Genomic DNA, 19371 nt, shown 5'->3' with positions numbered 1-19371 from the left:
CCCCAGGTCAGAGGGGGCCATGAACGCGCGTAACGATCGATGTGGCAGGCTGTCATACAAATGCACAACACGTCCGACCTTCAGGAAATCGTCGACGAGATCGCCGCCACGCTCGGGGCGTCCGCGACGCTGGAGGACCGCTCGTTCCGGCTGCTCGCCTACGGCGCCCAGCACGGCGACATCGACACGGTCCGCCAGGAGTCGATCCTGCGCCGGCGCGCCACCGGCGAGGTGCGCGACTACTTCGAACGCTACGGCATCGCCAGGGCCGGCGGCCCGGTCAGGATCCCCGCCGACGCCGAGCTCAAGGTGCTGGCCCGGGTCTGCTGGCCGCTGCGGCACGGCGAGGTCACCTACGGCTACCTGTGGCTGCTGGACTCCGGCAGCCTCGCCGACGAGGCGCTGCGCCGCGTCGCGCCGCTGGTCGCCAGGGCCGCCGCGGCGCTCGCCCAGGAGGCCAGGAGCCGCCAGGACCTCGGCCGCGGCCTGCTCGCGCTGCTCTCGGCCGACCCCGAGGAACGCGCCGCGGCCTCCATCGAGGTCCCCGGCCCGGTCACCGCGGTCGCCGTGCGCGAGTCCAGCGAGCGCGTGGCCGCCCTCTGGACGCTCCCGCGCGGCGTGCTGGCCCGCACCGGCTCGCCCGTCGCCCTGCTGGCCCCCGCCCACCTGGCCGGAGAGGTCGCCCAGACCCTGCAGAGCGCGTACGGCACCGCCGCCGGCATCGGCGCCCCCAGGAACGACCCGGCCGAGGCGTGGCAGAGCTGGCGCGAGGCCCGCCAGGCGCTGCGCATCGCCGAGCACTTCCCCCGGCACGCCCCCATCGCCCGCTGGCAGGACCTGGGCGTGCACCGCCTGCTGGCCCGGCTCGGCCGCGCCGACCTGCGCGAGCTGGCCGCCGAGACCGCCGCCCTCGACGCCGAGCTGGCCCAGACGCTGGAGGTCTACCTCGACCTCGGCGGCCACGCCCAGAAGACGGCCGCCGAGCTGGGCGTCCACCGCCAGACCCTCTACTACCGCCTGGGCAAGGCCGAACGCCTCCTGCACCGGGACCTGTCCGACGGCGACGACCGGCTGACCGTGCACCTCGGGCTGAAGGCGGCCAGGCTGCTGCCTCAGGACGGCCGGTAGACCTTCACCCAGTCCACGTACATCGACACCGTCGCGGGGGTGGCGGAGTCGCGGCAGCGCGGCTCGCAGACCACGTCGTTCTGCAGCGCCAGGCCCATGCGGTCGCCGCTCGGCACGTACGGGCCGCGGTAGTCCCACACCTTCCTGCCGTCCAGCCAGAACGTCAGCCGGCCGGGCAGCCAGTCCACGGCGGCGGTGTGCCAGCGGGTGAAGTCGGCCCGCAGCTGCCGTTGCGCCCGCCCGTGCCCGCCGTGCACGAAGATGCCGCCGCCCTGCCGGCGCGGGTCCACGATCTCGGCGAAGTCGACCTCGGCGTAGCCGTCGCCCTCGTTCTGGGCGGTGGGCCACAGCAGCGCGACCGGCGTGTAGCCGCTGCCCGCCTCGGCCCGGAACCGCACCTCCCACCTGCCGTAGCGCTGGGTGAGCCGGGTGGCCACGCCGCCGGACAGGTCCTTGCCGCCGTACCGGCCGCCCTTGAGGCGCAGCATGCCGTCCGCGACCGTGGCGGCCCGGCCGGTACGGGGGTTACGGGCGGCGTCCGGCGAGTGGTAGACCATCCACCTGCTCGTGTCGACCGAGGAGCCGTCGAAGTTCTCGACGAGGACGGGCGCGCCCCACCTCGACGTCTCCGCCTGTGCGCTCTGGGGGAGCAGGGCGAGGGCCGTGATCAGCGCCGCCGCCGCCCGCTTCGAACCGCGAGTAAGCATGCGGACCATCGAAGCAAAGATCTCACTCTGGTAACAAGGGCCCCTTCCGGACAGGCTGGGCGCCGCCCAGCATCGCCCTGGTCAGCTCCTCGCGGTCGCGCGTCATCTCCGCCAGCGCCGCCGACAGGTGCTCCTGGCTCAGCGCCTCGGCCCGGCCGCCGGAGCGCAGCGCCTCCAGCACGGCCCTGCGCAGCAGTTCCTTGAAGAACGAGGCGGTCATCCCGTCAGCTCGGCGGGGGCTGGGACTCGTCGATCAGGGTGTGGGCGTCCTGCAGGAGCCGCCGCAGCGCATGTGCCAGCGAACGTGCCTCACTGATCTCCATGGGCGCCACCCTGGCACACCGGGCCACGCCTGGGAACGACGAGAGGCGGACGGCTTCCGCCGCCCGCCTCTCGCACGGTCTCCCACGGTCTCGCGGTCCCGCACGGTCCCGCGCGGTCTCCGTCAGGCGCAGGCCGACTCGTAGACGCGGACCAGTTCCTGGCTCACGCGCTCCCAGGAGTAGCGCGAGCGCGCCCGGTCGGCGCCGGCATACCCGAGCGCGGTGCGCAGCGTCGGGTCGCACAGGATCTCGCGGGCCAGCCGCGCGGTGCGCGCCGGCCGGTCCGGCGGGACCAGCAGGCCGGTCACGCCGTCGATCACGGAGTCGAGGTGGGCGCCCACGGCCGAGGCGATCACCGGCACGCCGCAGGCCATGGCCTCCAGCGCGACGACGCCCGTCGCGGCCTCGCGCGGCACCGACACCACGGCGTCCGCGCTGCGCATCAGCTTCGGCACCGAGGCCCGCTTGACCTGCCCCAGCAGCGTCACCCGGTCCGCGACGCCGAGCTGCTCGGCCAGGGCGCGCAACCGGCGCGCGTCCCTGTCGTCGTCCAGGTCCTCGGGCTCGGGGCCGCCGGCGATGACCAGCTCGACGTCCGTCAGCCCCTGCAGCGCCCGCACCGCCGTGTACGCCCCGCGCTCGGGGGACAGCGGGCCGACGTGCAGCAGCCGCTTGCGGGCGCCCTTGGTGGCGATCGCCCCGCGCCGCTGGAAACGCTCGGTGTCCACGCCGTGCGGCACGATCGCGATGTTCCCGCGCGGCACGCCCAGCCTGATCAACGCCGACTCCTCGTCGCCCGAGCCGGCGATGACCGCCTTGGCCCGGCGTCCGAGCGCCCGCTCCAGTTTCTGGTGCGCGGCGTCCACGGTGTGGAAGGTCTGCATGACCGGCACGTCCAAGCCCTTGGCGCCCGCCACGGCGGCGAGCCCTCCGGTCCAGGAGTGGGCGTGGATCACGTCCGGGCGCTCCTGGTTCCACCGCTTCATCAGGTGCTCGCCCACGTCGTTCAGGTACGGCACGACGTCGTCGGGCGACAGGTTCTTGGCCGGGCCCACGTCGATCTGCTCCAGAGTGACTCCCGGGGCCACCCGCGTCTTGGGCTTGCCCTCGGCGTCGTCACGGCGGGAGTAGATGGTGACGTGGTGTTCGCGGCCCAGCTCGCGCGCTACGGAGAGGATACGGTGGCGCTGGTTTCCCTTGGCGGACGCGACGATCGCAATATTCATGGCACACCTCAGCGTGAAAAAGCCTTCAAGGTGTGCCTGCGTCTTAGGCACGTTGTTCTACGGAAAGACAATACCCATGTTTAGCCGGATCGCAAACCCCCGCACATCAGACACCCTTGAGCGCCAGGACGACGATCTCGTCCCACACCTGGCCGCCCGAGAAGGCGTGCCGGTCGGCCTCCACCGCCTTGACCACGGTGGCCGGTGACTGGCCCGCGCAACGGCCCAGCACGTCGGCCAGCCGCTCCTCGCCGTACGGCTCGCCGGCGTCGTTCCTGGAGGAGATCAGGCCCTCGGAGTAGAGCACCAGCGTCTCCCCGACGGAGACGGTCAGCTCCTGCACGCCCGTCTCGGCCTCGGGGGAGATGCCCATCGGCACGCCGCCGCCCGCCGCGAAGCGCACGTTGCCGTCGGGCTGCAGCAGCGCCGCCGGATGGTGACCGGCCGAGGAGAGCTGGATCGTCCGGCCCTTGACGAACCCCACCACGGCCATCACGAACATGCCCGTGCCCTGCGCCACCAGAGCCTCGTTGACCTTGCGCATCACCAGGTCGGGATGGGACTCCCAGGTGCTGAGCACCCGCAGCCCGCCGCGCACCATGGCGCTGACCGAGGCCGCCTCCTCGCCCTTGCCCGCCGCGCCGCCCAGGGCGAACCCCCAGCCGCCCGCGACCGGGAACACGTCGTAGAACTCCGCGCCCACCGACGCGCCCGGATGGTAGACCGCCGACGCCTCGTAGCCCGGCACGTCGGGCAGGTTGCGCGGGGCCACGCTGGCCGACAGCGCGTCGGCGGCCCGCGAACGGCTCTGGAAGCTCGACTGGGCGCGTACGGCCAGGCCGAGCTGCATCCCCACGTCCTGCAGCACACCGAGGTCGGCCAGCGAGAACGGCGGCCGGTCGTGCGTGCGCACCAGCGTCAGCACCCCGTCGGACTGCCCGATCGGCACCGACAGCAGCGAGCCGGCGCCCATCGCGGTCAGCAGCGGCCCCTCGGCGGTGAAGCCGAGCAGCGACTCGTCGTCGACCATCTCGTGCACCACGCCCGAGCCGCGCTCCAGCACCTGCATCACCACCTGGCTGCCGGCCGGGTCGGCCGACTCCACCTGCCGCACCAGGTCGCCCAGCGGATGGTTCTTCGGCGCCACCACCACAGAACGCCGCGGCAGCCCGTCGCGCACCAGGTCGGCGATCACCCAGTCGGCCCACTCGGCCGCCAGCAGGCGGGTGGTGCGCGGCATCGCCACCGGGCGCAGCAGCGCCTCCTCGTCCAGCAGCAGCCCGCCGACCCTGGCCAGCAGGTCCTGCCGTTTGGATGCGGCCAGCAGCAGCGCCCCGTCGGACTGCTCGGGCCGCCGCGCCCCCGGCTCGGGGAGCTGCACCTCGGTGGGCAGCGCCACGGCCGCCACCATCTGCTGCGGCTCGCCCGGCATCGTCACCCGCGTCAGCGCCAGCTGCACGGTGTGCGTCCGCCCCTGGTGCGCCAGCCGCGTCTCGAACGCCGACGGCTGCCCGGTCTGCAGCACCGAGTTCAGGTGCGAGCGGAACGCCGCCCGCCTGGAGACGTCGACCAGCAGCGGGAACGACCGCCCGACCAGGTAGCCGTCGGGGCTGCCGAGCACCCGCGAGGTCTCCGGGTTGATCCGCCGGACCACCCCGCCGCCGTCGAGCACGATCACCGGCACCGGGAAGGCCCGGAACACCTGGCGCAGCAGCTTCAGCTCCCGCTGGGTGCCGTCCTTCTTGCTCGCGGCGCGCTTGGGCGCCTTGCGCAGCGCCTCGCGCGCCTCGGCGAGCAACTCGGCGGCGGTGTCCAGTTCGGCGAGGGCGGCGTCGAGCGTGGGCGCGAGGTCGGTAGGGTAGGCGGTCCTCGCCTCACGCAAGGACGACACGCGTCCCGCCAGTGCGTCCAGAGCGTGTTCGAGGTCCGGCATGGTCATCCTTTGACGCTACGCCACCGGGGATAACGGTAGCCATAAGGGGTAGGGGCTTCTTGCTATGGAATCGACGGCGATGATCACTCCCGGGCTCGCCCGAGACCTGGCGGCGCTGGGGCGGCTGGGTGAGGACACCTCCACGGAGAGCGTGTTGCGCGGCCTGACCACGGCGCTGGCGGCCGGAGTGCCCGGGTGCTCGGGCGGCTCGGCCGAACACTGGCGCGACCAGCGGGTGCTGGTCTCCGGCTCGCACAGCGAGCTGATCATGCTGGTCGAGGGCGAACGCGAACTCGGTGAAGGACCGTCCCTGGAGGCCCGCCAGAGCGGCGCCCGCGCGAGCGTGAGCGACGTACTGAGCGACAGCCGGTGGCCCCGCTACAACGCACTGGCGACCCGCTGGGGGGTGCGTTCGGTACTGATCGTGCCCATCGAGGTGGCGCCGGCGCAGCTCATCGTCGGACTCTACTCCGTGCGCCCGGGTGCCTTCTCCCCGCAGGCCGCCCACTCGCTGGCCGACATGCTGACCGAGCAGGTCGGAGTGGCCATGGCGAACATGTGGGAGTTCGAGGAGGTGCGCACCGACGCCGCCCAGCTGCAGGAGGCCCTGGCCGGCCGGTCGGTCATCGACCAGGCCAAGGGCATCATCATGCAGACCAGCGGATGCACGGCCGAGGCCGCCTTCGAGGAGCTGCGCAGGATCTCGCAGCACCATCAGGTCAAGGTGGCCGATCTGGCCAGGCTTCTGGTGGAGGAGCACCAGCGCAAGTCGACGCGTCGCTCATAGGGCCTCAGCCGATGGCGGCCAGGGCGTCGTCGAGCGTGTCGTACAGCGGCAGGCGCTGGGCCAGCCCGGTGATCCACATCACCTTCGACTTGGAGTACTCCACGCCCACCAGGGCGAACCGCGCACCCGACGACAGGCTGGTCTGCCAGTGATGGACGATCAGCCCGAGCGCTCGCGAGTCCATGAACGTCACCCCGGCCAGATCGAGTATCAGGTCGGCTCCGGCCAGCGACAGGTAGTCGGCGAACTGCTCACGCGTCGTGGCGTCGAGCACACCGTCGACCTTGACGACGGTGATCTCGCCGACGGGCGATGACGTCAGGCTCAGGGCGGCCACGGGCCCCTCGCCGTTTTCGGGCATTGTCACGAAGCAACCCTACTGTCACCACGCGACCGAGGAATACTTCCCGCGGCAGGGGGGAGACTGGGACCGAAGTCCAGCAGAGGGCTTCCGTCTCGAGAGTAGAGCGAGGCGTGCCTCTGCCTGGGCTTTTCTGCTGGCGGAGGCCGCCCTGCGACCCATATGAGGAGCAGCGATGGCTGTGCAGGAGTACGTCCTCGAGGAGATGACCGCGGAAGAACTCCTGGCTGAGATGGTCAGGGAAGACACACCCGACAGCCACAGGGAACGGCTGCGCGAGCGCATCGTGGAGATGCACCGGCCGCTGGCCATGGAAATCGCCAGGCGTTACCGTTACCGGGGCGAACCTCTGGAGGACCTCCTCCAGGCCGCGTACGTCGGCCTGATGAAGGCCGTCAACGGCTTCGACCCGACCCTCGGCCACGCCTTCAGGGGCTACGCGGTCGTCACGATGACCGGTGAGGTCAAGCGGCACTTCCGCGACCGCACCTGGGCCATCCGGGTGCCGCGTCTCTACCAGGAGCGACGGTCCGAGCTCAACCGGCTCGTCGCCGACCTCAGCCAGGACCTCGGCAGGTCCCCGACCGTGGCCGAGCTGGCCGCGAAGATGAACATCTCGGAGGAGGACGTCCTGCTCACCCTCGACGCCTCGGCCGCGTACAGCACGCTGTCGCTCGACGCGCCGCTCGGCACCGACGACGACGCGGCCTCGCTCGGCGACGTCATCCCCGAGGACGACGACACGCTGAGCACCATGGTCGACCGCGAGGCCGTCAAGCCGCTCATCGACGCGCTGCCCAGCCGCGAGAAGCACATCCTGCTGCTGCGCTTCTTCGGCAACATGACGCAGGCCGAGATCGCCGCCGAGTTCGGCATCTCGCAGATGCACGTCTCACGGATTCTCCGTAAGGTACTCGACCAGCTCCGCAGTGAGCTGCTGGTCGGTTAGCCGCTGGCCGGCTGCTGAGAGAAAGGCGAGTCGCCGGGTGAACGAGGACGTCGAGCCTCAGTCGGGCTACACGAGCCCGCCACCCGGCGTGCCCGTGAAGGAGCTGCGCTTCCGCCTGCCGGACCTGCCGGAGGTCCGGCAGTTCGCCGAGGACGAGGCCCGCGCCGTGGGGATGCCCGAGGAGGCGGTCGGCGACTTCGTCATCGCGGTCAACGAGGTGGCGACCAACGCGGTCACGCACGGGGCCGACCGGGCCGCCATGCGGACCTGGGTGATCAGCGGAGACCTGGTGGTCGAGGTGCACGACGAGGGCTTCTGGAAGCCGGGGCCGCTGCCGGGGGCGGTGGGGGGGATGGGGTTGTGGGTGGCGCGGCTGCTGTCCTCTGATTTCACGTTGAGGGTGGGCAGCGGGGGGAGCACGGTGATCATGAGGTTTCCCGGTAAGGGGTGACCCTCGGGAAAGCCGCTTCGGGAAAGCCTGCTTCGGCGCCTGGCCCGGTGTGGTGGGCCTGTCTTCGTCGATCTCGACGTCGACTCTTTTTCACCCCGTCCGCGCCCCGGGCTGACCCGGATTTTTCTGGAAATTAGCGCTATTTAGTTCTCTAAGGTGTTTCGGGTGGGAGGCCGGTTGGCCTCCCACCCGGACAGCGTGCTCAGCTACTGCTCAGCTGCTGGTCCGTAGCCTGCTCAGCGGCGGCTGCGGCCGCGCCAGTGGCCGGTCCCGCCGCGGATGCCCGCCGTGCCGACGCCTGCCTGGTGCAGGGCCAGCAAGGTCAGCCCCAGCAGGACGAACGTCATGCCGGAGATCCCGCCGATCTTCACGCCCACGAGGTCGAGCAGAAAGCCCAACCCGAAGATGATCGCCGCGACGACTGCGAGCATGTCGATCACCTCCTCGTTTCGGGGGTCAGGTTGTGCGTGGACAGCGCGAGCAACTGCTCCAGGACGTTGCGGTAGTCGCGGAAGGCCTGACGCAGGTCCTCGGTGTCGGGGGAGTCGACGTCCTTCCAGCGTTCGCGCAACGCGCCGGTACGGCTGGTGAGGGAGTTGGTCAGCGACTCCACCACCTCGCCGACCAGGCCGTCGGCCCGCTGGATCGCCTCGGCGGGGTCGTCCACGAAGGACGCCTGGACGTCGCGCCAGCGGGCCTGCACCTCGGCAGGGTCCTGGTCGAACAGGGCGACCTCCCGAGGGGCCGCGTGCGAGGGAACGTCATCGATCGGAGCACCCTCGACCGGAGCACCTTCGACGGGCGCTCCCTGGACGGGCGCCCCGTCAAGAGGAGCCCCCTCGACCGGCCGCCTGCCCTCGCCGAGCTCACTGTCGGTGAGATCGTTGTCGGCGCGACGGCTGCCGGTGAGACCGCCGTCGGTCGTCAGCCCGTCGCGGGCCGTTCCAGCAGGGGTTACGTCGTCGCGCGCCAGGTCGTCGTCGTCCCGCCCGCCGTGAACCAGGACGTCGTCCTGGGCTCGCCCGTCATGGGCCGTCTCGTCGTGGGGACGGTCGCCGCGCGCCGACCTGTCGTCGGACCGGTCGCCGTGGACCAGCACGTCGTCCGGCCAGTCGCCGTGGACCAACACGTCGTCGGACCGGTCGTCGTGGCGTGCCCCGGGTCCGGACAGTGCGTCCCGAGAGGTCTCGTGGCCGGGCGTCTCGTCGGTGAGGACGTCGGCGTGCGCGGGGTCGGGGGAGCGGTGGTCGGGGTCGGGGGAGTGGTGGCCGGGACCGTGTCCCAGAGGGCCCTCGCGGTGCGGCTCGGTCGGCAGGTCGCCGGGGCCGCCGGTGCTCGCGTAGGGGTCCTTGTAGGGCTGTTCGTCGTCATGGTCCCGGTGGGGGGCCGTGGGGTCGTACCCGTGGCTCGCCGGGGTGCGACCGGCGTCGTCCGGGTAGCCGCCGTCGTGCCGCCCGGTGGTGTCGTCATAACGGTCGCCGGTCCCGTCGGCGAGGTCCCGGTGCTCGTCGTCCCTGGCGGCCTCGTCCGACCGCTGCGACGGGACCTTGAGCTCGTCCTCACTTCTCCTGCTGCTGCTCATCTACGTTCACCGCCCTCGCGTGGTCTCGTGCAGCAGTTCCTCGAACAACGCGCGGTAATGAACCATGGCCTGCCGGAGCTCCTCGGTCGAGGCTTCCTTCCTGGCCGCCCGCCCGCTGATCTCGTGGGCCTTCCGGTAGTGGTCGAGAGTGGCCGCGTGCCCGACCGACAGATCGGACAGCCGCTGCTCGAAGTCGTCGGTGGGGTAGCCGCGGTCCGCCATCACCGAGGTGACGAGCTGGTCCGCCTCGGTCACCGCGAACCCGGGGGCGTCGACGAAACGCTCCTGGACCTCGGTCCACCGGTTGGCGTACGCGTCGCGCGTCTCCTCCGGCAGCGGCCGGATGTCGAGCTCGGAATGGCGCTGCTCGCGGGCGATGAGCTCCCGCTCGGCCTCACGCCGGTTTTCACTCTCGGCCACCGTACGCTCGTACTCAGGGCCGAAACGTTCGCGGAGACGGCTGCGGCGTTGCTGCTGTAGCACGACATAGCCCACTGCGGCGAGCGCCACCACCGCGACCACGACGACGGCCACCCAGATCAAGGTGGTCATTGATGTTCGCCTCCGGTCTCTGTAATGAGACCTGCGACTGCCCACGATCAAGGCCGTCGAAACTCGCGTGCTCAGTGAGCTGCAAGCCCTTTCCTGGCGGCCTCCAGCACCGTCGCGACGTGCGAGCCCGCCGGTGACGCCGGAACCTCACTGAACCCCTCAGCCGCGTCGTACCGGACGTCTAGTCCCGCGTCCACGAGCCGCTGCGCCCACCGCAGCGCCGTGTTCAACCGCTCCGCCGCCGGCGGCTTCCCCTGCGCCGCCGCCGACAGGTTCCGCAGGTTGGTGGCCGGCCCGGACTGCGCGTGCACGCGTGCCAGCTTCCACGGTACGGCGGCACTGTGGTCGAGCATCGGCTTGGCCAGCCCGGCGGCCCGCTTGGCCTGGAGCACCCCCGACTCGGACACCCCGAAATGAGCGGCCAGCTCCTGCACGCTCATCCCGTCGGCTACCAGCCGCGCCAGCTCCGCCCGATCAACGCTCGGCCTCCGCCCCACCACGCCCTCCGCTCCCGCTTTCCGTGTACGCGCCTACCTCCGATGTGCGCTAAGGTTATGACGTCCCGCCCCGCAGGGGGCGGCCGACACAACCGGGACGTAGCGCAGCTTGGTAGCGCACTTGACTGGGGGTCAAGGGGTCGCAGGTTCAAATCCTGTCGTCCCGACCAGATTTTAGCTGGTCGGAAGGGGTATCAGAGTTTCTCTGGTGCCCCTTTTCGGATCTTAGGGAGCCAAACGGGGAGCCACTGCTCTACCCGGCTCGCGACTTGAAGATCTTGTCCATGACCACGGCGCCGTCTGTCAGCGCTGGTCGGATCTCCTGCCGGTACACGGTCTCGGTCACGTGCGTTGACGAGTGACCAACGAGGCGGGCGATCTCTTCACTCGCCACTCTGTGAGCGGACAGCAGCGACACGAAGCTGTGCCGCAGTTCGCGCGGGCACCAATCCTCTCCGATGCCTGCGGCTGTTGTTATCTTCTTGAACTCACGCCGGACGTACCAGCGATCGTAGGGACGTCCGTCTTCCCGGCGGAATACCAGCGCAGTATCCGCGCCTCTTTCGCCGGATGCTAGGCGTTCGACTGCTCTGGCCTTGTGAAGCTCATTGAGGATTTGGACGCCCCACCGGGCGACCTTGAGAACTCTCCGTGATTTCTTGGTCTTGGTGTCTCCCTTCACTCGCTCGGAGCGATAAACCGCTACCGTTTGTTCTTTGAGATCCACCTCCGTCCATCGGAGGGCGCGAGCCTCTTCTGTCCTGATCCCGCAGAGCAGGCATATGATGACATACGCCATGAGCGGAGAAGACCGGGCACCGCGGATAACCGCCTCCGCCTGATCGAAGTTCAGCGCTTTGGATGGGCGCCCCGCCTGCCCTTCTGGGATATCAACGAGGTCGGCGACGTTCCGTTTGACCTTGTCTCGCTTCTGGGCGTGGCGTATGGCGCGCTGAAGGATTTGATGGATGAGGCGAAGTGACCGCGTCGCGAGTACTTCCGCCCGTTCGTCCAGCCAGTCGTCAAGATCGTCAGCAGTCAGCTTCTTGAGCTTGATCTGACCGACCTGGGGGATGATGTGATGGATGGCCATGGATCGGTAGCTGGCTACCGTGCCCTGGCTGCGAGCCTTCAGCCCTCTCGCCAGCCAGTCGTTGATGCAGTCTTCGACGGTGTAGCCCTCCTCCGTCGTCACACCTGCCTCTAGCTCTTCGACCAGCGCGATGAGCTTTTCCTTGACTTCGGCCTTGGTCCTTCCCTTCCGCTTGGGCCGTTGACGCTTACCCTGCGCGTCGAATCCGAGAGAAAGAGCTCCCGTGTAGCCCTTCCCCTCTTGGTAGATGCTGGCCTGGTACTTGCCGATGTGAATTGTTGCCATCCGCTCTCCCTTCACTCGGTTTTGGCGGGGCGCGTCCCGGTCTGCTTTCGAGGCGTACCGCCGGCTTCACGGGGACCGGGACTCTTTGTGTGGCGGTCTATGTATTCATCGATGGCCTTGCGGACGATGTAGGCCATGTCTCGATCCTGTGTGTCTGCGATCTCTTGAAGCTGCCTGCGGCGGTCACCGTCGAGTCGCAAGGTGTAGTTCTCTGTGGGCAAGGCGGTTCCTCAGGTCTCGGGCTTGACGCTGGGTTCTAGCCGAGAGTGTGAACCAGGGTGCATTGCAGCGCAATGCGGTTGCGGGAATCAGTCTTGATCGACTTGTTCGAGGGATGCGATGAAGTCCGCTAGATGCTGATCGGTGATCCTTCTCGACCGTCCGATCTTTATGCTGCGGAGTTGGCGGGTTCTGATCAGTTCGTAGATCTTGTCTCGTCCTACACCGAGTAGTTCGGCTACCTCCTCGACTTTGTACGCCTTCAGGTGTGTCACCTCCCTTCGCCGGCTTCTGTCTGCTCGTTGGGCGTCACCTTCCTTCCGGTTGTTGATTGGTCGTCGGGCAGGGCGGCCTCGCGCTGGAGTCGGCGGAGGTGGTTCCAGATGCGGCGGCCGAGTCTGAGGCGTAGGCCGGTGCCCTGGCATCGGGGGCAGAAGCGCCAGCCACGGCCGAACAGGTAAGGGATGCGACCGGTGCCGTTGCAGCGGCGGTGCTCGCGGAACGGGCGCGCGTAACAGATGTAGATGTAGCTGAGTGTGAGCAGGATGGGTACGGCGGTTGCTGCGGCAGCAGCGAGTGTGTCTAGGTTCAGGACCACCTCCTGAGCTGGTTTGCGGGATGGCGGACGGGCAGGGCGCTACCTGCTACAGACCTGTTCAGGTCATGTCTCAGGGTGCTAGCGGGGGTGCTTCCGGAAGCAGGCGCAGCCGCTTCCGGAAGCGCGCTTCATGCCTAGTCGGCAGGGCGGTTCTGGTTACGTTCCGCGACGGCGTGGGCGAGATCAGCGCGGTAAATGCCGCGTCGGGTGTGCTTCTTGCCGTCGATGCGGCGGCCGATGGGGCCGACCTTGACGCCGAGTGGTTTCAAGGCGCTGGTCAGTTGTTCTGATTGCCAGCCGCCGTAGACCTCTGGCCGCAGGGTGGTCAACCGCTCGCACAGTTGTGCGTTCCATGCGGCGTCTTCCCCGTTCGGCCAGACGGTGACGACATCAGCCAGCAGGTCATAGGCTGGCGGTTCGGGTCGGGGCCGCGTTTCGGGGGCGGGCATGGTGCCTGCCTCGGTACGCGCCTTGATCGCCCGGTCTATGACCCTCCTGGCCTGGTCGCCGTTGACCTCGAAGCCACGGCGGGCGCCGGGCTTGCCCACGCCTACGACCATGCCCCAGCCGGCATCGTCTCCGGGCTGGAACACGGTGGCGCGGTATCCCACCTTGTACATGCCGGTACCGAGGATCATGTCGTTGGCGACCTGATCGCGTACCGACAGGCACACGCGTGTGTTGACGTTGCGGGTGATGCCGGTCGGCAGGCTGTCCTTGTCAGGGATCTGGGTGTCGAGCAGCAGGATCACGCCCAGCGCACGCCCGAGCTTGATCACCTTTTCGCACAGTTCTCCGGCTTCCGTGCCGTAGTCCTTGTGCTGGAACAGCTCCTGTACTTCGTTGAGGAACACCACGAGCGGATGCAGGCCGGATCCCTTGCGTGAGGCCAGCTCGGGCGTGACCTTGTTCTCCGGGGCCAGGCCCAGTTCGTGGTAGTGGCTGATCTTCGCAGCTCGCTGCTGGCATTCGGTGTGGTACAGCCACTTGATCAGGGCGGCGGCACGGGCAATGGTCTCGTCATCCTGCCCATTGCCGTACTCGGCGCAGACGGGTTCGGCGGCCTTGAAGTCTCCGACGCCCTTGAACTCGTACCCTCTGATCTCGGCGCGAGGATCGAGGCTGGCGGCGAGCACCAGCAGGCGCAGCAGGAACGTCTTACCGGAACCCGGTTGTCCGCCGATCAGCCAGTTCCGGAAGCTCAGCATGGCGTTCACGATCTCCATGCGGGGGGTGACGAAGACCGGGAACGGCTGGAACACATCCACGGTGCCGCTCTTCAGCAGCGGCCACGGCGGTGCTTCCATGGTGCTGGCCGGTTGGTAGCCGACCCACAGCGCCAGCCGTCCGGGGTGGCCTGTGGCGACGTCCGGCCACACCTGGTCGAGCGGGAGCCGCAGGCCGGAGGCCAGTTTGCCGCGCCGCGCGACCACGTCGGCGGCCTCCACCCCGAAGGGCAGGTCCACGATGGCCAGGTGACCGGGTCCGTCGCGGTGGATCTCCTCCGGGAAACTGATCGCATGCTGATCCCTGGCCACAGCCTGGTTGATCGCCTGAATCCCGGTGCTGAGCAGGGCTCGCCGTACCAACTCGGCCGTGAGCTTGCGGTAACGCGGCCCTTGGCTGACGCGGTCGGTGATCGGCTTGTCCTCCGGGCGACCGACACGCGCCAGCATCGGCACCAGCACGGCGACCAGGACCAGGCGCGCCCAGACCGGTACGTGCACGTCCAGCACCAGGGCGAGAGTCACGGCGGCGCCTATGAGTACGGTCACCGTGAGCAGCATCGACCAGCGCCAGCGCGCTTGCCGTTCGCGTTGCTTGTCCAGCTTGAGCCAGGTCATCGGGTCGTTGCGGTCGGCGGCGGCCTGCCGCAGCGCCCAGTTGCCCTCCTCGGCGCTGGCCCAGCGCAGTACGCGGGCGATGCCGGCGAAGAACCCGATCGGCGTGTAGAGCAGCGCTTTGGCCGCGTACTTGGGTATGCGGACTGCGTGGTAGCCGAGCACGTACCCGGCATCCCTGATCCACCAGGCGAGCATCGCGCGCCGGCCGGCGCGCGTGCGTGTCCAGGGCGGGAGGATGGGGGAGCGCCCCCGACCGGTCTGGGACCGGTGGGGGAGCGCTTCCAGGTCGTCGGGTGGATCGACCGGTGGCCCGGTCACCGGTCGGTCCTCGGCTACGGATTCTTGATCGAAGAACGTTTCCGCTGCGGCGTTCTGGCCCTCCTGATCAGAGGTTCCGGCGTCTTCTGGCTCGTCCTGCCAGGTGAACCCGTTCAGCGGTGGCCGCATCAGGAACCCCCTTTCGGACGTGTGCGGGCGGCCTGGTCGTCGAGTTCATCGCGCAGGTAGGCCAGCGGGTCGGGCTCGCCGTCGATGTGCGCGCTCAGGGCGGCGTTGATGGCGGCGAGGTAGTTGGCTCGGCTGAGCCGAAGCGTGCGGACCTCGTGCCGGAGGCGACGGATCTCCTGTACGAGGATGGGGATGTCGCGCAGGGCGGCGGTGACGTGCTGCCCCAGGTCGTTCAGTGCCGGCGTGGAGCGGGTGAAGGTCGCGATGAGCTGGCGGGCGGTGCGGTGGCGGTTGGTGACCTCCTGTAGAGCGGATCCGGGGTATGGGTGGCGGTAGGGCACTGAGGCATCACCTCTTTCGGGTCGGCGGGCAGGTCAGGAGCCGGTGAGCCAGGACCACAGGGCCCTGAGCCCGCGGTCGACGTCGGGGGCGAGCGCGGTGGCGGCGAGCAGGAAACCGAACACGGTGCAGACCAGCGCCATCCACAACCGCAGCTTGAGGAACCGCACGGCGACCACAACGACGATCGCCAGCACGAGAACCAGGGGAATCGACACGTTCATCAAGGGCATCACCTCCCTTCCACAGGACGCATGTGGACTGGGGAACGTGGGTCAGATGCCGTCGTGACGGGCCTTGCGGCGGCGCCAGCGAGTGCGGGCGCGACACTTGTGGCAACGCTTGTTGCCGGGCTCCAGAACGGCACCGCAGGGGCACCCACGAGTGAGCGGGATAGTGTGCAGCGTTGATCAACTCCTTCTGACTCTGTTGGGATCAGGGGCGGGCTTTGTGTTCTCGGGACGGTCCTTGCGGCGGGCGTACATGAGCACGCTGCGTGTCATGTGCTCGACTTCCGAACGGGGAAGGCTGAAGGGGCGACGGTGCCGGTCATCGGCGCGGATGCCGATGACCGCGAACATGAACAGCGCCAGCACGATCAGCCCGGCGATCACAGCGAGCGTGATGATTAGGAGTGGGATGTCCACCCGTCACTCCTTGGGCGGATCTGGCGAGATGTTGTTGCAGTACGAGTCCTGCGCTGCACGTCGATCCATCGCTGCCTGCGTGATCAGCACGGCCTCGTATGAGACGGCACCGAAGTTCGCGCAGGCGATGTGGTGGCCGTTCTCGACCCTGAGCGGGACGCCCAGCAGGCCGGCGATCCGCTCGACTTCGGCGATCGCCTCAGCTTCGGTTGTGGCCTCGGTGTCGTAGATGGGGTGGACGGAAACCCGCACGGGCCCGTACCGAGGAATGGGCACCTCGGGGTGCCGGTCCAGGTAGTCCGCCAAGCCGTGAAGGTCGGCGATGAGTTGGCCCCGACGGGCTTCGGGGGTCATGTTGTACGCCATTCAGACCAACTCCTTCCGAGTCGCGCGGTGCAGAGAGTGAGCACGTCCGGACAGGTCTCCAGCGCATCGGCCGCCGCGTGCAGCGCGATGACCGCCAGGAGCAGCACCGTGGCGGCGAGAACATCGGAGACCAGGCCATCCGTGCAGTTGTCCAGCAGTTCGGCCACGGTGCGGATGACGGTGATCAGCCGGTCGTGGTGTGCGCTCTCGACGCCAGTCACCGAAGATCACCTCCCTCCGAACCTGTGTGGCCCGACGCTGGCCGTTTCCCTGGCCATCTGGCCGTGTAGGGGGCCCTACACGAAGAACCGTACAGTCCCCCCTACACGGTCGTCAAGGGGGGCCTGTACGGCGCGTGTCTAGTCCCCCCTGTCCGAGGGCGTTACGCTGCCCGTATGGCGAATGAAGGCGTGAGCGAGGCGGTCCTGTCCGCGCTAGCTGACCTCGAACGCGCTTTCGATGCAGCACTTATGGCGATAGATGCGGAGACTGACCACAACCGCGCGTACTACGGCGCAACGGAACTGGTCGAAACTTTGAGACGGCTCTTTGAGACCTCCGGAAATCAAAGAGCACTCTCGGCGGCCCGCATTTTCGAGCAAGAGGAGATGTCGTTGGCAAGCCTTGCCGACCGCATCGGCGTATCGAAAGCACGCGCGGCCCAGCTAATCAAGACGGCCAAGGACACCCGAGCCCGAAGCGAACGCGATGAGCGGATCACACTCGGCCTCTCCAAGGTGGCTATCTCCTCAGCGCGCGCGAAGCATCTGGCACGGCAACAGGAACAAGATGCCGGCTCCGAGGCGAGGAAAGAGGGAAACGAGGGTGAGTGAGCGGACAGAGGTAATCGTCGAAGTCTGGCCCGTATCGGCTGATGACATCGGGCTCTGGCTGATAAGTGGAAAGGACGCATGGCGTTCAGAGGCCGTTCGACAGAGCAGCGACCCTCATACCTCTGTCACGGACCTTCTAGCTGCGAACGATGCTTCAGACGGGGTCAAGCTGCTGCACTCCACGTCATGGCGCGCAGAGGATACGGCAGTCGTCCTCACCTACGTCGCCGTCATCGCTTGCAACGCGTTCGTGCGAGATAAATGGAGGAACGCTGCGCCTATTAGTCCGGCCCTCCCGGATGCCGTAGGCAAGCCGATTCCGGTGGAAGCGACGGAAGCGCCTATCCCTCGATACATAGACGTGCTTATGCACGGCCTGAGGCATCTGCAATTCCTGCTACAAACAGATTCCGCAGCTAGATCGGCTCTTTGTGGACGGTGGCCAGATCATCTAGCGGTCTTCCAGTCGGCCCTCGCAGGTATGTACGACCACGAGCACGGACAAGAGCCAATCACGCTTCCGAAGGGACAAGATGCTCGATAACTCTTCCCGCAGGGGATGAGGGAAGGCTGGTCGCTAGTTATGCCGGACAAAGAATCGCTGGACAAGCTGCACGTACAGCAACGCGCCGCAGACGAGCTCAGGGACCTGCTGGCGCGCATCGTGAACGAGGATCTGCCAGTGATTAGCTGGTCGATTCAGAGCGATCCTAGGGAGACTGCGCTCATCGGCACCTGTGATGCGGGGAACGCCGAGACCCGGCGTAGAGACTTCGAGGCGTGGCGAGAGGCGTTGAACGCAACCATGCTCTCCAGCGAGACGCACAGCGATGGGGGAGAGGGGCTGCGAGCCTCAGTCACAGACAACTACGCCGATCTAACAATCATGATCAAAGCTGACTTCTAGCGGCACAAAAAGAGGAACCCCCGCATCTCCCTCCCCCTTCTGGCCGAATTAGATGAGGAGATACGGGGGCTCTCTCTGTGTCACGGGAACAGTACAGGCCCTCCCAGGTGCAATGTTCCCGCCCCGGTAGAAATTGGGCTTCCCATTTCCGCCGAAGGCTTATGAGTTCTATTGAGCATCCTCAGCTCCGCAACTTTCTAGAGCTGACATCACTTTCTCCCATGTTCCGTCGATTGACCAGTGGCGATGCCGCTGATAGATGGCTCTCGGGTTATCCCCGAAAGTCGCCGGCAGATCGCGCCATATGCACCCGGTCTGCGCTTGGTAGAAGATGCATTGATCACAACGCGAGGGTCGATGTACTGTTCCCCTGCACTCGATGCCTTTGGAGGTATCGCGGGCTTAACTCGTCCCCACTCGTCATCTTAGATCCGGCCGGTTCAGCCTGTGGTCTCCAGTCATTCTGCCCTCCCGCTCTGCCTAACAATGTTCCTAGCGACTGGGATTCATTTCGCTGCCACGAGCGACACGAAGCAATTGACTGGCACGCGCCTTTGAGATTCCCAACTTATTCGCCAGCCCTGCCAGCGAAAGACTTTCGCTCTCGCTTATACGCGCCGCTGCCTTGGCGCGCGCCAAGGAAGCTTCCTCTGCCATTTCGCGCAGGCTCTCTGCGAGCTCCGTTGCGAGGCGAAAGGCTTCGGCGCAATCCGGGTCTGCCAGCAATCTCGCCTTGATTTGCCTGTAAGCGAGTTTCATGGTGGCCAATTCCGGATGTTGGGGTTCTCCGGCCAGCGCTCTCTCTACGTCCATAATTCACTCCTCTACGTTGGGGTCGTGTTGAGAGAGGAATTTCAGGCTTGCCTCGACGTCATCCGAAGTGGATCGCACTGGGGGCGGATTCTTGCGTAGTAGCTGCTGCCAGCGCACTCGGGCACGCTGCCGCCGTTCCTCCCATGCGAGTTCCTTCGGGTCGCGCTTGTCCCACTCGGTTTGGAGATGCTGTGGTTCGACGCGGCCTGTCGTCCCCAGCCGATCAGCGCGTTGGGACCGCTTGGTCGGACGAGGTATAGATGCCTCACGCGCTTGCCTCTCCTGGCCGCCCATGGTGACCACCGTACTACACCATGCTATAGCTCACCAGGCATGGCGTATCTCGCTTGCCACGGTATCCCTTGCCTAGGTTGTCTTCGTGGCTGATCTAGGAGCTGTTTCTTAGATCTGCTGACTGATCGTGCCTGCATCGGCACGATTGGCCTATGGGTCGAGGTGACTTAACCAACGCAGAGTGGGAGCG

General features: G+C 67.6%; 25 protein-coding genes and 1 tRNA gene. 7 read left to right on the top strand and 19 right to left on the bottom strand.

Going from position 1 to position 19371, the window contains the following annotated elements; translation table 11 throughout:
• Positions 1-60 precede the first annotated feature (60 nt).
• The gene (locus AB0J71_RS29980) at positions 61-1128 is read left to right on the top strand and encodes a helix-turn-helix domain-containing protein (protein WP_352358124.1); all 1068 of its coding nucleotides are present in this window, start codon (positions 61-63) and stop codon (positions 1126-1128) included.
• On the opposite strand, the gene AB0J71_RS29975 is transcribed toward AB0J71_RS29980, so the two are convergent.
• The 4 genes from AB0J71_RS29975 to AB0J71_RS29960 all read right to left on the bottom strand — a co-directional run bounded on the left by AB0J71_RS29975 (position 1113) and on the right by AB0J71_RS29960 (position 5323).
• A complete protein-coding gene (locus tag AB0J71_RS29975; RefSeq protein ID WP_364417133.1) occupies positions 1113-1835 on the bottom strand; it encodes a glycoside hydrolase family 16 protein in 723 nt (240 codons plus the stop codon). The two genes, AB0J71_RS29980 and AB0J71_RS29975, sit on opposite strands and share 16 nt — an antisense overlap.
• 22 nt (positions 1836-1857) lie before the next feature.
• Positions 1858-2055: a hypothetical protein gene (locus tag AB0J71_RS29970; RefSeq protein WP_352329164.1), complete on the bottom strand. Its 198-nt coding sequence runs from the start codon at positions 2053-2055 to the stop codon at positions 1858-1860.
• Between the two features lie 225 nt (positions 2056-2280).
• A complete protein-coding gene (locus AB0J71_RS29965; RefSeq protein WP_352329166.1) occupies positions 2281-3384 on the bottom strand; it encodes a glycosyltransferase in 1104 nt (367 codons plus the stop codon).
• A gap of 106 nt (positions 3385-3490) precedes the next feature.
• Positions 3491-5323, bottom strand: coding sequence for a SpoIIE family protein phosphatase (locus tag AB0J71_RS29960; protein ID WP_364390590.1), 1833 nt, complete (start codon positions 5321-5323; stop codon positions 3491-3493).
• Positions 5324-5396: 73 nt separating this feature from the next.
• Here AB0J71_RS29960 and AB0J71_RS29955 point away from each other — a divergent pair, with 73 nt between their 5' ends.
• Positions 5397-6104 (top strand): GAF and ANTAR domain-containing protein, encoded by a 708-nt coding sequence (locus AB0J71_RS29955; RefSeq protein ID WP_352330969.1) that lies wholly within the window; start codon positions 5397-5399, stop codon positions 6102-6104.
• Positions 6105-6108: 4 nt separating this feature from the next.
• Here the strand turns inward: AB0J71_RS29955 and AB0J71_RS29950 are convergent, their stop codons facing one another.
• On the bottom strand, positions 6109-6465 hold the full coding sequence (locus AB0J71_RS29950; protein ID WP_352330975.1) for an STAS domain-containing protein: 357 nt from the start codon (positions 6463-6465) through the stop codon (positions 6109-6111).
• A gap of 175 nt (positions 6466-6640) precedes the next feature.
• On the opposite strand from AB0J71_RS29950, the gene AB0J71_RS29945 reads away from it, so the two are divergent.
• Both AB0J71_RS29945 and AB0J71_RS29940 read left to right on the top strand, forming a co-directional pair.
• Positions 6641-7414: a SigB/SigF/SigG family RNA polymerase sigma factor gene (locus AB0J71_RS29945; protein ID WP_352330971.1), complete on the top strand. Its 774-nt coding sequence runs from the start codon at positions 6641-6643 to the stop codon at positions 7412-7414.
• A gap of 37 nt (positions 7415-7451) precedes the next feature.
• Positions 7452-7865: an ATP-binding protein gene (locus AB0J71_RS29940; protein ID WP_352330973.1), complete on the top strand. Its 414-nt coding sequence runs from the start codon at positions 7452-7454 to the stop codon at positions 7863-7865.
• A 236-nt stretch (positions 7866-8101) separates the two neighbouring features.
• On the opposite strand, the gene AB0J71_RS29935 is transcribed toward AB0J71_RS29940, so the two are convergent.
• The 4 genes from AB0J71_RS29935 to AB0J71_RS29920 all read right to left on the bottom strand — a co-directional run bounded on the left by AB0J71_RS29935 (position 8102) and on the right by AB0J71_RS29920 (position 10499).
• Complete coding sequence (locus tag AB0J71_RS29935; RefSeq protein WP_352327439.1) at positions 8102-8296, bottom strand: hypothetical protein; 195 nt, start codon at positions 8294-8296, stop codon at positions 8102-8104.
• 5 nt (positions 8297-8301) lie between these two features.
• Positions 8302-9447: a hypothetical protein gene (locus tag AB0J71_RS29930; protein WP_364417131.1), complete on the bottom strand. Its 1146-nt coding sequence runs from the start codon at positions 9445-9447 to the stop codon at positions 8302-8304.
• 6 nt (positions 9448-9453) lie between these two features.
• Entirely contained in the window at positions 9454-9999 is a 546-nt protein-coding gene (locus AB0J71_RS29925; RefSeq protein WP_352327437.1) for a hypothetical protein, read from the bottom strand.
• Between the two features lie 71 nt (positions 10000-10070).
• The gene (locus tag AB0J71_RS29920; protein WP_352327436.1) at positions 10071-10499 is read right to left on the bottom strand and encodes a hypothetical protein; all 429 of its coding nucleotides are present in this window, start codon (positions 10497-10499) and stop codon (positions 10071-10073) included.
• Between the two features lie 90 nt (positions 10500-10589).
• On the opposite strand from AB0J71_RS29920, the gene AB0J71_RS29915 reads away from it, so the two are divergent.
• Positions 10590-10666 (top strand) — tRNA-Pro (locus tag AB0J71_RS29915).
• A gap of 83 nt (positions 10667-10749) precedes the next feature.
• Here AB0J71_RS29915 and AB0J71_RS29910 read toward each other — a convergent pair.
• From AB0J71_RS29910 to AB0J71_RS29875, 8 genes are all read right to left on the bottom strand, one after another.
• A complete protein-coding gene (locus tag AB0J71_RS29910) occupies positions 10750-11874 on the bottom strand; it encodes a tyrosine-type recombinase/integrase (protein WP_364417129.1) in 1125 nt (374 codons plus the stop codon).
• Between the two features lie 308 nt (positions 11875-12182).
• Positions 12183-12518 carry a helix-turn-helix domain-containing protein gene (locus AB0J71_RS29905; protein WP_364417127.1) on the bottom strand — a complete coding sequence of 112 codons (336 nt, stop codon included), beginning with the start codon at positions 12516-12518 and terminating at the stop codon, positions 12183-12185.
• 307 nt (positions 12519-12825) lie between these two features.
• On the bottom strand, positions 12826-14982 hold the full coding sequence (locus AB0J71_RS29900) for a cell division protein FtsK (RefSeq protein ID WP_364417125.1): 2157 nt from the start codon (positions 14980-14982) through the stop codon (positions 12826-12828).
• Positions 14982-15323: a hypothetical protein gene (locus AB0J71_RS29895; protein ID WP_364417123.1), complete on the bottom strand. Its 342-nt coding sequence runs from the start codon at positions 15321-15323 to the stop codon at positions 14982-14984. The genes AB0J71_RS29900 and AB0J71_RS29895 overlap by 1 nt, the downstream gene beginning before the upstream one ends.
• Positions 15324-15356: 33 nt before the next feature.
• Positions 15357-15539, bottom strand: coding sequence for a hypothetical protein (locus AB0J71_RS29890; protein ID WP_364417121.1), 183 nt, complete (start codon positions 15537-15539; stop codon positions 15357-15359).
• A gap of 192 nt (positions 15540-15731) precedes the next feature.
• Positions 15732-15968 (bottom strand): hypothetical protein, encoded by a 237-nt coding sequence (locus tag AB0J71_RS29885; protein ID WP_364417119.1) that lies wholly within the window; start codon positions 15966-15968, stop codon positions 15732-15734.
• A 3-nt stretch (positions 15969-15971) separates the two neighbouring features.
• A complete protein-coding gene (locus tag AB0J71_RS29880) occupies positions 15972-16334 on the bottom strand; it encodes a hypothetical protein (protein WP_364417117.1) in 363 nt (120 codons plus the stop codon).
• Positions 16319-16555, bottom strand: coding sequence for a hypothetical protein (locus AB0J71_RS29875; protein ID WP_364417115.1), 237 nt, complete (start codon positions 16553-16555; stop codon positions 16319-16321). Before AB0J71_RS29875 ends, AB0J71_RS29880 begins: the two co-directional genes overlap by 16 nt.
• Before the next feature lie 174 nt (positions 16556-16729).
• Between AB0J71_RS29875 and AB0J71_RS29870 the strand changes: the two genes are divergently transcribed.
• Positions 16730-17167, top strand: coding sequence for a hypothetical protein (locus tag AB0J71_RS29870; RefSeq protein ID WP_364417113.1), 438 nt, complete (start codon positions 16730-16732; stop codon positions 17165-17167).
• 559 nt (positions 17168-17726) lie between these two features.
• Positions 17727-18074, top strand: a complete 348-nt coding sequence (locus AB0J71_RS29865) for a hypothetical protein (RefSeq protein WP_364417111.1) — start codon at positions 17727-17729, stop codon at positions 18072-18074.
• A gap of 168 nt (positions 18075-18242) precedes the next feature.
• On the opposite strand, the gene AB0J71_RS29860 is transcribed toward AB0J71_RS29865, so the two are convergent.
• Both AB0J71_RS29860 and AB0J71_RS29855 read right to left on the bottom strand, forming a co-directional pair.
• Positions 18243-18407, bottom strand: a complete 165-nt coding sequence (locus AB0J71_RS29860) for a transposase (protein ID WP_364417228.1) — start codon at positions 18405-18407, stop codon at positions 18243-18245.
• A gap of 159 nt (positions 18408-18566) precedes the next feature.
• A complete protein-coding gene (locus AB0J71_RS29855; RefSeq protein ID WP_364417109.1) occupies positions 18567-18887 on the bottom strand; it encodes a hypothetical protein in 321 nt (106 codons plus the stop codon).
• Between the last annotated feature and the right edge of the window lie 484 nt (positions 18888-19371).

This window comes from Nonomuraea sp. NPDC049637 (assembly GCF_040675235.1).
Classification (GTDB): domain Bacteria; phylum Actinomycetota; class Actinomycetes; order Streptosporangiales; family Streptosporangiaceae; genus Nonomuraea.
Note: the sequence above shows the minus strand (reverse complement) of the source record. Positions and strands in the feature narration are given on the sequence as shown.

Excerpts from the sequence above, each read along its gene's own strand:
- AB0J71_RS29980 (WP_352358124.1), top strand. The coding sequence starts at position 61 with ATGCACAACACGTCCGACCTTCAGGAAATCGTCGACGAGATCGCCGCC.
- AB0J71_RS29975 (WP_364417133.1), bottom strand. The coding sequence starts at position 1,835 with ATGCTTACTCGCGGTTCGAAGCGGGCGGCGGCGGCGCTGATCACGGCC.
- AB0J71_RS29970 (WP_352329164.1), bottom strand. The coding sequence starts at position 2,055 with ATGACCGCCTCGTTCTTCAAGGAACTGCTGCGCAGGGCCGTGCTGGAG.
- AB0J71_RS29965 (WP_352329166.1), bottom strand. The coding sequence starts at position 3,384 with ATGAATATTGCGATCGTCGCGTCCGCCAAGGGAAACCAGCGCCACCGT.
- AB0J71_RS29960 (WP_364390590.1), bottom strand. The coding sequence starts at position 5,323 with ATGACCATGCCGGACCTCGAACACGCTCTGGACGCACTGGCGGGACGC.
- AB0J71_RS29955 (WP_352330969.1), top strand. The coding sequence starts at position 5,397 with ATGATCACTCCCGGGCTCGCCCGAGACCTGGCGGCGCTGGGGCGGCTG.
- AB0J71_RS29950 (WP_352330975.1), bottom strand. The coding sequence starts at position 6,465 with ATGCCCGAAAACGGCGAGGGGCCCGTGGCCGCCCTGAGCCTGACGTCA.
- AB0J71_RS29945 (WP_352330971.1), top strand. The coding sequence starts at position 6,641 with ATGGCTGTGCAGGAGTACGTCCTCGAGGAGATGACCGCGGAAGAACTC.
- AB0J71_RS29935 (WP_352327439.1), bottom strand. The coding sequence starts at position 8,296 with ATGCTCGCAGTCGTCGCGGCGATCATCTTCGGGTTGGGCTTTCTGCTC.
- AB0J71_RS29930 (WP_364417131.1), bottom strand. The coding sequence starts at position 9,447 with ATGAGCAGCAGCAGGAGAAGTGAGGACGAGCTCAAGGTCCCGTCGCAG.
- AB0J71_RS29925 (WP_352327437.1), bottom strand. The coding sequence starts at position 9,999 with ATGACCACCTTGATCTGGGTGGCCGTCGTCGTGGTCGCGGTGGTGGCG.
- AB0J71_RS29910 (WP_364417129.1), bottom strand. The coding sequence starts at position 11,874 with ATGGCAACAATTCACATCGGCAAGTACCAGGCCAGCATCTACCAAGAG.
- AB0J71_RS29905 (WP_364417127.1), bottom strand. The coding sequence starts at position 12,518 with ATGCCAGGGCACCGGCCTACGCCTCAGACTCGGCCGCCGCATCTGGAA.
- AB0J71_RS29900 (WP_364417125.1), bottom strand. The coding sequence starts at position 14,982 with ATGCGGCCACCGCTGAACGGGTTCACCTGGCAGGACGAGCCAGAAGAC.
- AB0J71_RS29880 (WP_364417117.1), bottom strand. The coding sequence starts at position 16,334 with ATGGCGTACAACATGACCCCCGAAGCCCGTCGGGGCCAACTCATCGCC.
- AB0J71_RS29870 (WP_364417113.1), top strand. The coding sequence starts at position 16,730 with ATGGCGAATGAAGGCGTGAGCGAGGCGGTCCTGTCCGCGCTAGCTGAC.
- AB0J71_RS29865 (WP_364417111.1), top strand. The coding sequence starts at position 17,727 with ATGAGGGAAGGCTGGTCGCTAGTTATGCCGGACAAAGAATCGCTGGAC.
- AB0J71_RS29855 (WP_364417109.1), bottom strand. The coding sequence starts at position 18,887 with ATGGACGTAGAGAGAGCGCTGGCCGGAGAACCCCAACATCCGGAATTG.